Source organism: Actinomadura sp. ATCC 39365 (assembly GCF_054392275.1).
The window spans coordinates 2,906,009-2,919,794 of the sequence record NZ_CP184335.1; the positions used below are offsets into that span (position 1 = coordinate 2,906,009).

7 protein-coding genes are annotated in these 13,786 nt (G+C 69.3%); all 7 read left to right on the plus strand.

Features of this window, described 5'->3' with window-relative positions:
- Nucleotides 1-177: 177 nt before the first annotated feature.
- From ACNF49_RS14665 to ACNF49_RS14695, 7 genes are read left to right on the plus strand one after another with little or no spacing between them, the layout of a single operon-like run.
- Nucleotides 178-3,357 (plus strand): non-ribosomal peptide synthetase, encoded by a 3,180-nt coding sequence (locus ACNF49_RS14665; RefSeq protein ID WP_482944036.1) that lies wholly within the window; start codon nt 178-180, stop codon nt 3,355-3,357.
- An 8-nt stretch (nt 3,358-3,365) separates the two neighbouring features.
- Nucleotides 3,366-4,400 (plus strand): TauD/TfdA family dioxygenase, encoded by a 1,035-nt coding sequence (locus ACNF49_RS14670; RefSeq protein WP_482944037.1) that lies wholly within the window; start codon nt 3,366-3,368, stop codon nt 4,398-4,400.
- Nucleotides 4,393-7,329, plus strand: coding sequence for an amino acid adenylation domain-containing protein (locus ACNF49_RS14675; protein ID WP_482944038.1), 2,937 nt, complete (start codon nt 4,393-4,395; stop codon nt 7,327-7,329). The genes ACNF49_RS14670 and ACNF49_RS14675 overlap by 8 nt, the downstream gene beginning before the upstream one ends.
- Nucleotides 7,319-7,993, plus strand: coding sequence for a condensation domain-containing protein (locus tag ACNF49_RS14680; RefSeq protein ID WP_482944039.1), 675 nt, complete (start codon nt 7,319-7,321; stop codon nt 7,991-7,993). Before ACNF49_RS14675 ends, ACNF49_RS14680 begins: the two co-directional genes overlap by 11 nt.
- A gap of 8 nt (nt 7,994-8,001) precedes the next feature.
- Nucleotides 8,002-11,697: a non-ribosomal peptide synthetase gene (locus tag ACNF49_RS14685; protein WP_482945530.1), complete on the plus strand. Its 3,696-nt coding sequence runs from the start codon at nt 8,002-8,004 to the stop codon at nt 11,695-11,697.
- A 2-nt stretch (nt 11,698-11,699) separates the two neighbouring features.
- Entirely contained in the window at nt 11,700-12,956 is a 1,257-nt protein-coding gene (locus ACNF49_RS14690) for an MFS transporter (protein WP_482944040.1), read from the plus strand.
- Nucleotides 12,953-13,780 (plus strand): SDR family oxidoreductase, encoded by an 828-nt coding sequence (locus ACNF49_RS14695; protein WP_482944041.1) that lies wholly within the window; start codon nt 12,953-12,955, stop codon nt 13,778-13,780. The genes ACNF49_RS14690 and ACNF49_RS14695 overlap by 4 nt, the downstream gene beginning before the upstream one ends.
- The last annotated feature ends 6 nt before the right edge of the window (nt 13,781-13,786 follow it).

Genomic DNA, 13,786 nt, shown 5'->3' on the forward strand with positions numbered 1-13,786 from the left:
CGGTTTACCCTCGGCAACGTTCGTAGAAGTCAACCGGCGTGACCGCGCCAGCACACGCGAATATCTCTGCCAGGTTCCTGGCACACCTCTGCCGATGCTTGCCCTATCTCCTCTCCCTGGATTCCGAAAAGATATGGCCCGGTCGCTTTCTTTCATCGCGAACTCAGGGAGGCGCGATTGACCAGGCTGAGCCAGCCGGAGATTGTCCGCATGTTTCTCGCCGAGACCGCGGCCCGCCCGCAGGCGCCCGCGATCCTCGGCACGGACGGGAGCCACCTGACCTACCGGCAACTCGACTTCGCCACCGCCGCGTTGGCCGGATGGCTTGCCGCCCGCGGCGTCGGACGGGGTGATCTGGTGGGGGTCCGGCTACCGCGTGGCCCAGAACTGATCACGGCGATGTTCGGCGTCCTGCGGGCGGGCGCGGCCTACGTGCCGATCGATCCCGCGTATCCGCCCGAGCGGACGGCCCAGATCGTGGCGGACGCCGAATGCGCGATCGTCCTGGACGAGCTTCCGCAGGATCTGCCGCACCGGACCGCACCGGAGGTCGTCACGCACCCCGCCGAGCTGGCCTACCTGATCTACACCAGTGGAAGCAGCGGCCGGCCCAAGGGCGTTATGATCAACCACGCCGCCATCGGCGCCTACGCCGCCACCATGAAGGCGGAGTACGGCATATGTCCCGACGATCGGTGGTTGCAGTTCTCGTCGACCAGCTTCGACGCCAGCATCGAGGACGTCGTGCTGACGCTGACGTCGGGCGCCGCGCTCGTGCCGCGCACCGACGAGATGCTCGATCCCGCCCAGCTGCTGACCGCCTGCGATCGGCTCGGTATCACCGTCGTGAACCTGCCGACGGAGTTCTGGCACCAGCTCGTCGGAGTGCTGGCGGCCGGCGCGCCCGTTCCCCGATCTCTCCGCCTCGTGCTCATCGGTGGCGAGAAGGCCAGGTCGGGGCCGGTCCAGACATGGCTGTCCGACGCGCGCCTGCGACACATCAGGCTGGTCAACGGCTACGGCCCCACGGAGACCACGATCGCGGCGACCATCCAGACGATCGAGGATCTCGACGCCGGTCTGACGGTGCCGATCGGGTCGCCGGTTCCGGGTGTCGAGGTGCATCTGCTGGATGATCGTCTGGATCCGGTGCCGGTGGGTCATGCTGGGCAGGTCTTCGTCGGTGGGGTGCAGGTGGCGCGGGGTTATCTGGGTGCTCCTGGGTTGACGGCGGAGCGGTTCGTGCCGCATCCGGGTGCGGTGGGTGAGCGTTTGTACGCCACGGGGGATCTGGCTCGTTTCATGGCGGGTGGGGTGCTGGAGTATCTGGGGCGGATCGATGATCAGGTGAAGGTTCGTGGGTTCCGTGTCGAGCCGCAGGAGGTCAGTACGGCGCTGGCGCGGCATTCGCGGGTGGTCAACGCTCACACGATGGTGGTGGAGGGTCGGCTGGTCAGTTATGTGACGACCACGGAGCCGGTTGCGGCGGATCTTCTGCTGGAGCATGTGCGTTCGCTGGTGCCTGCGGAGATGGTGCCTGCGGTGATCGTGCCGGTGTCTGTTTTCCCGTTGACGTCCAATGGGAAGGTTGATGTGGCGGCTTTGCCGTTGCCGGGTGGTGGGCGTCCGCATCTGTCCACGCGGCTGGTCGCGCCTCGGGGTGTCACCGAGTTGTGGCTGGCTGATCTGTTCGGCCGGATCCTTGGTGTGGAGGGTGTCGGCGCGAGTGACGACTTCTTCGCCTTGGGGGGTCATTCGTTGCTTGTCGCGCAGGCCACTGCTGAGATCAGGCAGGCTTTCGGCGTTCATCTTCCCTTGCGGCAGATCTTCGACACTCCCACCATCACCACCCTCGCCCACGCGATCGACCGGCACGACGCCTCCACGGCACACCCGATCCCCGCGGTGCGCCCCAGGGAACGGAGCGAGCTCGACCTGCCGCTGTCGTACTCGCAGGAGATGATCTGGTTTCTGAGCGAGCTGTCGCCCCACTCCGTCGCCTACAACGTGTCGCTGGCGGTGCGCTGGCGAGGCGACCTCGACCCGCGGACGCTCGCCAGGGCGCTCACCGAGATCATCGCCAGGCACGAGATCGCGTACTCGTCGTTCCACGTCGAAGGCGGCAGGCCGCTGCAGCGGGTCGGCCGCCCGTGGACGGTCGAGCTGCCCGTCCTCGACCTGCGCGCACTGGATCCGCAGCGGCGGCAGCAGCGGCTGGACGACCTGCTGGCCGAGCTCAACGTCCCGTTCGACGTGGACAGCGAAGCGCTGTTTCGATGGCGGCTGGCGAGACTCACCGACGACGAGTACGTGCTCCTCCAGGTCGAGCACCACTTCGTCCACGACGGCTGGTCCATCGGGTTGTTCCTGGCCGAGCTCAAGGCCATCTACCGGGCGTTCAGCGAAGGACGACCGCATGACCTGCCGCCACTGGAGGTCCATTACGGGGACTTCACCCTGTGGCAGCGGCAGCTCGTCGAGAACGGTCACCTTGCCCACCAGCTCGCCTACTGGCGCGAGCAGCTCAGCGGCGGAGCGCTCCCAGCACTGAACCTGCTGGGTAAGCGGTCCAGGACGGCAGAACCGAGCGTAAGGGGCGCGGTCGAGCGGCTGCGTCTGGCGCCGGCCGTGTGCGAGCGCCTCACCAGCCTCGGGAGGGAGCACGAGACCACCCTGTTCGTGATCCTGTACACGGTGTTCGCCATCACCTGCCGGGCGTTCAGCGAAACCGACGATGTCGTGATCGGATCCAGCTCGGCCAACCGGCCGCTCCGCGCGCTGGAGCCCGTACTCGGCATGATGGTCAACCCGCTGGTGCTCAGGATCGACGTCGGCGGGAACCCGTCCTTCACCCACCTGCTCGGCCGGGCCAGGCAAACGGTGCTCGGCGCCTTCGACCACGCCGAGTACCCGTTCGAGCTCCTGGTCAGGGAGCTGGCGCCGACCAGGGACGTGCGTGCCAACCCGCTCTTCCAGGTCTCCTTCGCCTTCCACGACACCCCGCTGCCGACGTTGGAGTTCCCCGGCCTGGCCGGCCGCGTGGAATACCTCGCGGGGGAGTCGGCCAAGTTCGATCTGAACGTGACCGGCATCAGAGAGCCCGCCGATCCCATCGATGGGCGGGAGGGTGGTTACGTCCTGGAGTGGGAGTACAGCACCGATCTGTACCGCGCCGGTGAGATTCGCAGGTTGATCCGTGCCTACCAGACGATCCTCGACCAGATCATGGAGCGGCCCGACGCCAGTGTGGACGAGCTGGTCGCGGAGGTACACAGGCTCGACCGGCAAAGAGCGGCAGTGGTCCGCGCCAACCCCGGTGCGACCCGCCGAAAGCCGCTCTTCAGCACCCATTCGTAGGAGACGGGATGACGCAGAGATTCTCCGATCATCGGCGCCGTGCACTGTCCGACGGCGACCCGATCGACCTGTCCACCGTACCGGGCTGCGACGGCCGGCTCCCGCTCGTCCGGCCGAGCACGCCGGGGGTGAGCCTCACCGGATGGACCGCGGCGAACCGTCAGCGGCTCGACGGCTGGCTCGACGAGCACGGCGCCGTGCTCTTCCGCGGTTTCGACCTGTCATCCGCCGAGCGATTCCAGGACCTGGTGTCCGTCGCGGCCGGCGAACCGCTGGAATACCGTGAACGGTCGACGCCCAGAACAGCGGTCCACGACCGCGTCTACACCTCGACCGAGTATCCGGCGAGCGAGCACATCCCCCTGCATTGTGAGAACTCCTACGCGCACACCTGGCCGCTGCGGCTGATGTTCTGGAGCCTCACTCCGGCGGCCACCGGCGGTCAGACGCCCATCGCCGACTGCCGCAGGGTGCTCGTCAGGCTCAGCCGGGAGGTGCGCGCCAGGTTCGCCGAACGCGGCGTGCGCTACGTGCGCAACCTCGGAGGCGGCCTCGGACTGGACTGGCGGACCGTCTTCCAGACCGACGACCGAGCCCGGGCGGAGCAGGCGTGCGAGGCCGCCGGTTACGCGTACCGCTGGCATGGCGACCGGTTACACCTGAGCAGAGTCGGACCTGCCATCGTCCGGCATCCGCGCACGGGTGAGCTCACCTGGTTCAACCACGCGGTGCTGTTCCACGTCTCGTCCCTGCCGACCGCCGTCGCCGACGCCCTTCTGTCCGAGTACGGCAAGGACGGCCTGCCGAACAACACCTACTACGGCGACGGCTCCGACCTCGAACCCGACGTGCTCGCGGAACTGCGGGCCGCGTACGAGGCAGAGGCGCTCGCGTTCACGTGGGAACGCGGTGACGTCCTGATCGTGGACAACATGCTGGTCGCCCATGGCCGCGTGCCGTACACCGGCTCCCGGCGGCTTCTGGTGACCATGGCGCAGCCTTTCAGTGCGGATCAGCTGGTGAAGGAATCGGTGGATGTCTGAGGAAGCGGCGGTTCACGCGTTTCGATCGTCTCCGATGCAGGAGCGTTCGTTGTCCCACGCCCGACTCTTCGCGGGTGAGCCGCCCGTGGTGCACCTCCGCGCCCGGCTGCCCGCCGGGATCGGCTCCGCGCGGCTGAGCAGAGCCTTCCGTGACGTCGTGGCGAGGCACGAGATTCTCCGCACCTCCCTGCGGGCGCTGCCGGGGATGGCCGAGTCGGCGCAGATCATCGGGACGGTGCCCGACCAGGTGCTCAGGGTGCTCCCTGACGGCGACCGCGACGCGCTGTCCAGGAGCGAGATGGCCATGGCAGTGGAGCACGGCGGGTTCGTCGCCGCGCGTACCTCGGAGCTCCTCTTCCTGTCCGCCCCCACCTGGTGTGCGGACGAGCAGACCCTGCTCCTCGTCCTGGCCGAGCTCGACCTGACGGGCGAGCGGCCGCAGTACGCCGATCTCGCGCAGTGGCTGCACGAGGTGCTGGACGAGGAGGGGTGGGCCGCCGCCGAGTCGGTGCTCGGCGTGACCGGGCCGCTGCTGGCCACCGCCGCGTTGCGGCTGGCCGTAGGGGAAGCCGTCGTCCGCGCGCTCGCCGTGATCGATCTGCCGGACATGGAATGGCAGGGGCCTGAGACGGCGGCGCTCCTGCTGTCCTGCTGGCGTACCGTGCTGAGCCGCATGGCGGGATGCACGGTTCCCGTGGCCGTCGCGGTGGACGGCCGCGACCAGGCCGATCTGGCGGCGGCGGCCGGGCCGCTGGCCCGCTACCTCCCGCTCCTCACCCCGTACGACGGTACACGGACCTCGGCGGACGACGTACGAGTGATCGACGCCGACTGGGAGGCGCTCCGCGCGCAACACGCGGCACTGGACTTCGGGGATCGGCCGTGGCCGTACGCCTTCAGCATGGTGACGGTGCCACCCGCCTGGCAGGTGGACAACCTCGTCGACGCCGGCGAGCCGCACGCGCTCCGGCTGTCCGCGGTACGGACGGGCGATCGAGTGGCGATGCGGATCATCGCCGACCACCATGCGATCGACCCGGCGCTGGCGGCCGAGATCGCCGACCAGTTCCGTCAGGCGGTGAGCGATGCACTGGCCAGGCCGACGACCCGGCTGGGACGCCTCGACCTGATGTCGGAACGCGCGCGGGAGCAGCGGGCGGCGTTCAACCCCCCGGTCACCGACCTTCCCACGGGAACGGTCGCGGACCTCGTCCTCGAACGCGCGCACCGGTGTCCGGACGAGCCCGCGATCCTGTCGCCAGGCGGACCGACCACCACGTTCGGCCGGCTCGCCGACGGGATCCGCGCCGTGGCCGCCGCCCTCGTCGACAGGGGTGTCAGCCCGGGTGATCTGGTCGGCGTGTATCTGCCACGGACCGCCGACCTGGTCATGGCGATGCTCGGCATCCTGCGGGCCGGCGCCGCCTACGTCCTGCTCGACCCTGCGCACCCGGCCGATCGCACCGCGTACGTGATCGGGGACGCCCGCCCGGACATCTGCGTCACCGATGGCGCTCCCGTCCCAGGCCACCAGGGGATCACGCTCGACGTCGGGGAGATGCGGAAGGTGGTCGCGCCCGAGTGCGCCCCACCGCATCCGGCCGCCTTGGCGTACGTGATGTACACCAGCGGGAGCACCGGCCGGCCGAAGGGTGTGATGGTGACACACGCGGGTCTGACGAACTACGTCACCTTCGCCGCGGGACGCTATGTGACCGCCGGACTCAGCGGGGCGGTCGTCGACTCCCCTGTGACGTTCGACCTGACGGTGACCAGCCTGCTCGCGCCGCTCGTGGCCGGCCAGCCCATCACGCTCCTGTCCGAGAGCTGCGGGCTGGGCCGGGTGGATCCGCTCATCGAGGTGCTCAGGAGCCGGCCGCGTCTCAGCCTGCTCAAACTGACGCCGTCCACACTGACCGCGATCAACCAGACGGCTCAGGTCAGCGAACTGGCCGGTGCCGCCCGTCTTCTTGTCATGGGCGGGGAGCAGCTGACGTACGAGTCCATCGAGGCATGGAGGGAGGGCGACGCGGAACTGCGGGTCATCAACGAGTACGGTCCTACGGAAACCGTGGTGGGCTGCTGCGTCCACGAGGTGACTCGGGACGATCCGCACACCGGGCCGGTGCCGATCGGGTCGCCGGTTCCGGGTGTCGAGGTGCATCTGCTGGATGATCGTCTGGATCCGGTGCCGGTGGGTCATGCCGGGCAGGTCTTCGTCGGTGGGGTGCAGGTGGCGCGGGGTTATCTGGGTGCTCCTGGGTTGACGGCGGAGCGGTTCGTGCCGCATCCGGGTGCGGTGGGTGAGCGTTTGTACGCCACGGGGGATCTGGCTCGTTTCATGGCGGGTGGGGTGCTGGAGTATCTGGGGCGGATCGATGATCAGGTGAAGGTTCGTGGGTTCCGTGTCGAGCCGCAGGAGGTCAGTACGGCGCTGGCGCGGCATTCGCGGGTGGTCAACGCTCACACGATGGTGGTGGAGGGTCGGCTGGTCAGTTATGTGACGACCACGGAGCCGGTTGCGGCGGATCTTCTGCTGGAGCATGTGCGTTCGCTGGTGCCTGCGGAGATGGTGCCTGCGGTGATCGTGCCGGTGTCTGTTTTCCCGTTGACGTCCAATGGGAAGGTTGATGTGGCGGCTTTGCCGTTGCCGGGTGGTGGGCGTCCGCATCTGTCCACGCGGCTGGTCGCGCCTCGGGGTGTCACCGAGTTGTGGCTGGCTGATCTGTTCGGCCGGATCCTTGGTGTGGAGGGTGTCGGCGCGAGTGACGACTTCTTCGCCTTGGGGGGTCATTCGTTGCTTGTCGCGCAGGCCACTGCTGAGATCAGGCAGGCTTTCGGCGTTCATCTTCCCTTGCGGCAGATCTTCGACACTCCCACCATCACCACCCTCGCCCACGCGATCGAAGAGCTGACCGATGGCCGATGACCTCCGGTACAAGGGCGTCCGGCGCCAGGCGGTGACGGCCGACGCCCCCCTGTCTTTCGAGCAGGAACGGCTGTGGCTGGCGAACGCCGCCTACAACAGCGCGATGAAGGTGGAGCTGGCGGGAACCGTCGACCCGATCCGCCTTGAACAGGCACTCGTGGCGGTCGCCGCCAGGCAGAGCGTTCTGCGTACGACCTTCCACGACGGGCCCGTTCAGCGCGTGCACTCCCGGTTGCCCGTGCGCGTCGACGTCAGGGACGTCAGCGCCCGCGAGGTCGACGCCATGGTGTCGGCGTACGCGGAGCAGACGTTCGACCTCGCCGAAGGACCACCGTTCCGGGTGGCACTGCTGCGGCTCGGCGACGACAGGTGTGTCCTGGTCGTGGTGATCCACCACCTGGCCGGCGACGGCTGGTTCCGCGTGTTCTTCAGGGAACTGACGGCCGCCTACGAGGGATCGGCGATCCCCGGCCCGGCTGCCGGCTATCTGGCCTACGCCCGCCGCCAACGGGCGGCGGCGGAGTCGGGCGCCTGGGCGGCGGGCATCGCCCGGCGGGCCGCCGACCTGTCGGGGGCCGAACCGGTGCGCGTGTACGGCGACCGGCGGGGCGGTGCTGAAGCCAGAACGAGCGGCGAGATTCCCGTGCGTTTCCCCCTGAGCTGACGGCGCGGATCAGGAGCACGGCAGCCGACTCGAGATGCACGCCCTTCACCGTCCTGCTCGCGAGCCTGTTCATTGTCACCTGGCTGAACAGCAGGCAGAACGATCTCGTGCTCGCGGTGCCGGTGGACGGCCGCGACCGGCCCGACCTCCAGGACGTGCTGGGATTCTTCGTCAACCTTCTTCCGGTACGCCAGCACGTCGACGCCGGCCTGACGTTCCGCGAGCTGCTGGCCCGCACCCGCGAATCGTGGCTGGACGCCTTCGAGGACCACACGATCCCCTTGGCACAGGTGCTGGCGGCCGCCCGCGCGCTCGGTGGGACATGGGTGCCGACCGTCGTCCTGAACGTGGACGCGCAGTCGTCGGAGCCGGTCAGGCTCGGCGCCGCAGTCGGAACCCCGGAAGGCATCGACACCGGCACGGCGAAATTCGACGTGAACGTCTACATGTCCGACGAGGGCGAGGTGTTCTCCGGTGCACTGATCTACCGGACCTCGCTGCTGTCACCGTCGGCCGCCGCACGCTTCGTCGGCCTGTGGGAGGAGATCCTGTGGGCCGCGCTCGCCGAGCCTGACCGCACCCTGCGCGACCTGCTTCCGCGGCCCGAGCCTGTGCGCGCGCGAGATCCGCAGCCGTCGTGTGATCTCACCGCGCGCTTCGCACAGAGCGTCCAGCGCCATCCCGACAGGACGGCGGTGATCTGCGGGGACCGGCGGATCTCCTACCGGGCTCTGGACGCCTGGAGCAACCGGCTGGCCAGGCGGCTCGTCGAACAGGGCGCGGAGCCGGGGCAGGTCGTGGGCCTCGTGGCGGGACGATCCGCCGAACTGGTCGCCGGTCTCCTCGCCGTGCTCAAGGCGGGCTGCGCCTATCTGCCGCTCGATCCCACCTACCCACCCGAACGGCTCCGGCTCCTGCTGCGGAACTCGCGGGCCCGCCTGATCCTGGGCGCGCTCTCCGGCACCCGGCTTCCCTCGATCCCCCTCGACGAGGCCCCCGGATTCTCCCCCGAACCGCTGGATGGCCCGCCGATCCACCCCGCCGCACCCGCGTATCTCATGTACACCTCGGGTTCCACGGGCGCGCCGAAGGGCTGTGTCATCAGCCACGCCTGCGTCGACCGGCTCCTCAGCACGACGGAGACGCTGTTCCGCTTCACCGAGAACGACGTCTGGACGCTGTTCCACTCCTTCGCCTTCGACTTCTCCGTCTGGGAGATCTGGGGCGCGCTGAGCCACGGGGCCGCCCTGGTCATCGTTCCCTACGAGGTCAGCAGGTCGCCCGAGGACCTGCTGGAGCTCCTGGATGCCGAGCAGGTCACCGTGCTCAACCAGACACCGCTCGCCTTCTCCCAGCTCACTGCCGCGGTCAAGGCACGCGGGCGCCATCCGCAGAGCGTGCGGACCGTGATCTTCGGCGGCGAGGCGCTCGACCACGGCAAGCTCAGGGACTGGTACGACCACGTTCCCCAGGGCCGGACGACACTGATCAACATGTACGGCATCACCGAGACGACCGTGCACGTCACCTACCGGGAAGTCACCGAGCACGACGTGGAGTCCGGGGCGGGCAGCCTGATCGGCCGGCCCCTCGCGGACCTGTCGATCCATCTCCTCGGAGACGACGGCCTGCCCGTGCCCGACGGTACGCCGGGTGAGATTCACGTCGGGGGCGCGGGTCTGGCCCACGGCTACGCGGGCGATCCACGAACCACCGCGCTGCGCTTCGTGCCATCCCCCTTCGCCGCCACGCCGGGCGAGCGCCTCTACCGGAGCGGCGATCTCGCCGTACGTACCGCCGAAGGGGATCTCTGCTACCTGGGCCGGGTTGACGAGCAGGTCAAGATTCGCGGCTTCCGCCTCGAACCGGGGGAGATCGCGGCCGCGTTGCGCACCAACCCAGCGGTGGCGGACGCCGCGCTCGTCGTCCGCCACGACGAGCACCGGGGAACTCACCTGGTCGCCTACGTGGTGGCAGCGGACCGTCAGGCCATCCCCGCTTCCCGCGAACTGCGCGAGCATCTGGCAACCATCCTGCCCGCGCATGCCATCCCGGCCAAGATCGGTGTCATCGACGCGCTTCCCATGACCGCCAACGGGAAGCTGGACGCTCAGGCACTGCCCGAGTTCGCCGTCCCAGCGGAGGAGCGGGAGAACGCCGCGGTCGGCACGGTGGAAGAGGTGGTCGCCGGGCTGCTCGCCGAGGCGCTCGGCCTGGAGCGAGTCGGGGTCACCGACAACTTCTTCCAGCTGGGCGGCGACTCGATCATCGCCATGCGGGTGGCGACGGCCGCGCGTACGGCGGGGCTGCGCCTGCGGCCAGGCGACGTGCTGATCGGGCAGAGCGCGCAAGGCATGGCGGCCATGCTCGACGTGCCCGCACCGAGCCCGGCGACGCTCGCCCCCACCGGCCGCGGGCTGACCCCCATGCAGCAATGGTTCATGGAACAGGGGATGCCGCAGCCGGCGCACTGGAACCAGAGCGTCTGGCTCAGCCCGCGAAAGGACTGGTCCGTCGGCCGATTCGACACGGCGCTGCGGACGGTGCTGCGCGTTCATCCTGCGTTGACCGGCGACGGGCTGCCCGGCAGCGCCAAGGAGCCCGGCCCGGAGCTCGTCAGGGTGTTCGACCTCGGCACCGTGCCGGGCGGTCATCGCGCGGACCGGGTACGCAAGGCCCTGCACGACGCGCAGACCGGCCTGGACCTGGAGCGCGGCCCGCTGGTTCGTGCCCTGGTGCTGCACGGGCTGCCGGACGGGCCGCTCGTGGCGCTCGTCGCCCACCATCTCGTCGTGGACGCCGTGTCGTGGGAGATCCTGCTGCAGGACCTCGCCGCCGCCTACGCCGACCGCCCGCGCCCGGCTCCGACCGACTCCGCCGCCGCGTTCGCCGCGGAACTGTCCGCCTACGCCCACAGCGCGCAGGCGAGGAGCGAGATCGTCTACTGGACCGTCACCGGAGGCGTCGCCACCGACGCGCTGCCTGTCGACCACCCGGAACAGTCCGCCACCGAGGCGGGCGCGGCGACCGTACGGCGGGAGCTGAGCAGGGAGGCCACGAGCCTGGCGGCACAAGCGGCCCGAGCGGCAGGGGTCAGCTTCGAGGCGTTCCTGCTGACCTGTACCGCGCTGGCGATCCGTCGATGGTGCGGAGCGTCCGCACTCAAGGTCGACGTCGAGCGGCACGGCAGGGAGCCCCTGCGCGAGGAGGGCGATCTCACCAGGACTGTCGGGTGGCTCACCGCGATCTTCCCCGTCACAGTGGATCTCACCTGGGCCACGGCGGCTGAGACGCTCGGCCACGTCGCCTCCGTCCTGGACGGCGTGCCGAACCGCGGGGCCAGGTACGCCGCCCTGCGCCATCTGGGCCCCGCGCCCGTACGCGAGGAGCTGGCCGCGCTCACCGAACCCGAGGTCGCCTTCAACTACCTCGGGCACCGCCTGGAGGCGGAAGGCGATGGGCCGGCGTTCGCTCGCGTCCCCCGTCCCTACGGCCTGAGCGCGAACGACAGGGCAGGAGTGTCACCGCGAACGCGCCTGCTGTCCGTCGAGACCGAGGTCGTGTCGGGAACGCTGCGGCTGACCTGGACCCACGATCTACGAACCGCTTCAGCGACGGCCGCCGCACTGGCAGCCGCCACCCTGGCAACGATCGCCGACCTGAGCGCCACAGCCCGCTCCGCGACCACGACACGAAAGCTCTGACCATGTCTCTTTGGAAGAACCGTGACTTTCTCAAGCTCTGGACCGGTGACACCGTTTCGGAGATCGGCAACCAGGTCACGACCATCGCGATGCCGCTCCTGGCGATCCTCGTGCTCCACGCCTCCCCGGCCGAGCTGGGGATCCTCGGCGCCGCCCAGTTCGCGCCCTACCTGGTCTTCGGTCTGGTCGCCGGGGTGTGGGTCGACCGGTTACGCCGGCGGCCGCTGATGATCATCTCTGAGGTCCTCCGCGCGGTGTGCATCGGTCTGGTCCCGCTGCTGGCGGCGCTCGACCTGCTCCTGATCGAGCATCTCTACGTCATCGTCTTCGTCTTCGGCACCCTCGGCCTGTTCTTCGACGTGGCCTACCAGTCCTACCTGCCGACGCTGGTCGGCCGGGAGGAGCTGACGGAGGGCAACGCCAAGATGACCGCGACGGCCACCATCGCCCAGGTGTCCGGTCCTGGTGCGGCGGGTGTGCTGGTGCAGATTGTCACCGCTCCCGCCGCCATGATCATCGACGCGGCCTCCTTCCTCCTCTCCGCCCTGGGCCTGGCGCTGATCAAGAAGCGGGAAGAGCCGGTGCCACCGGACCCCGCAGGCCGCAATCTGCTCAGGGAGGTCCGCGAGGGCCTGGCCTTCGTCCTGCACAACCGCTACCTCCGGGTCATCGCGGCCACGACGGCGACCAGCAACTTCTTCGGCCGCATCCTGTTCACCGTCTACGTGCTCTACCTCACGGAAGACCTGCGGCTGGCCCCCAGCATGGTCGGCCTCAGCTTCGCCGTCTCGGGCGCCGGGTCGGTGCTCGGCTCCTTCCTGACCGAGCGCGGCACCCTGGCGTTCGGCCTCGGGCGGACGATCGCCTGGGGTCTGCTGATCGGCAACGCCGCGCTGCTGCTGATCCCCGCGGCCCCCGCACTCGGCTCGCTGACCGTGCCCGTGCTCCTGGTGAGCATGTTCGTCTGGGGTTTCTCCAACCCCGTCTACAACATCAACCAGGTCAGCCTCCGGCAGGGGATCACGCCGGATCGACTGCTCGGCCGGATGAGCGCCAGTATGCGCTTCCTCGTCTGGGGGACCGTGCCGCTCGGCTATGTCGCTGGCGGCGCGCTGGGCGAGGCCGTGGGGCTGTGGCCGACGCTGCTGATCGGGGCGATCGGCGGGCTGCTGCCGGCTGTCTGGCTGCTCCCCTCTCGGTTGATCGCGCTGACCGACGCGGAGGATGCCGCACTCACCCCGGCGGGCGAGGCACGATGACCTGGCCTTCAGGGGGCGTGGTCATGGTCACCGGCGCGGCCCGGGGCGTCGGCAGGGCCGTCGCCGTCGCCTTCGCGGAGGCGGGAGCGGACCTCGTCCTCCTGGACGTCTGTGCGGATCTGCCCGGCTGCCCCTACCCGATGAGCCGTCCCGACCAGCTGGAGAGTACGGCACGGCGGTGTGGCGACCTCGGCGCCCGTGTCGTCACCATCGAGGCCGACGTCCGGGATCCGCTCCGCGTCGAGGAAGGAGTGGGAGGCGCCCTGGCGGAGTTCGGCGGGATCGACGTCCTGGTCAACAACGCCGGAATCGTCGGACCCGCCGGGGTCCTCGCCCACGACATGGCGGAGGCCGACTGGAACCTCCTGCTCGACGTCAACGTGACAGGCGCCTGGCACTGCGCCAAGAGCGTCCTTCCCTCGATGGTCGACCGCAGGAGTGGCAGCGTCGTCAACATCGCCTCCACGGCGGGTCACATCGCCTTCCGGTCGTTCTCCGGTTATGTCACGGCCAAACACGCGCTGATCGGGTTGACCAAGGCCCTGGCGGTCGACTACGCGCCCTACGGCATCAGGGTGAACGCCGTCAGCCCCACGTCGATCTACGAGGACCCCGGTGAAGGGCCCGGCATGCTGTCCGGGGTAGCGACCATGATGGGTGTCGGCGCGGCGAGCTACGAGGAGGTGTCGCACGCCCTGCATCCTCTGAACACGCTCGCTTACGCGGAGGACGTCGCGGCCGCGACCCTGTGGCTGGCCTCACCCGCCGCCGCGCGCTGCACTGGCACCATTCTTCCGGTGGACGCCGGATTCACCATCCGATAGGAGAAC

Coding starts and splice junctions, on each gene's coding strand:
- ACNF49_RS14670 (WP_482944037.1), top strand. CDS start 3,366: ATGACGCAGAGATTCTCCGATCATCGGCGCCGTGCACTGTCCGACGGC.
- ACNF49_RS14695 (WP_482944041.1), top strand. CDS start 12,953: ATGACCTGGCCTTCAGGGGGCGTGGTCATGGTCACCGGCGCGGCCCGG.
- ACNF49_RS14680 (WP_482944039.1), top strand. CDS start 7,319: ATGGCCGATGACCTCCGGTACAAGGGCGTCCGGCGCCAGGCGGTGACG.
- ACNF49_RS14675 (WP_482944038.1), top strand. CDS start 4,393: ATGTCTGAGGAAGCGGCGGTTCACGCGTTTCGATCGTCTCCGATGCAG.
- ACNF49_RS14690 (WP_482944040.1), top strand. CDS start 11,700: ATGTCTCTTTGGAAGAACCGTGACTTTCTCAAGCTCTGGACCGGTGAC.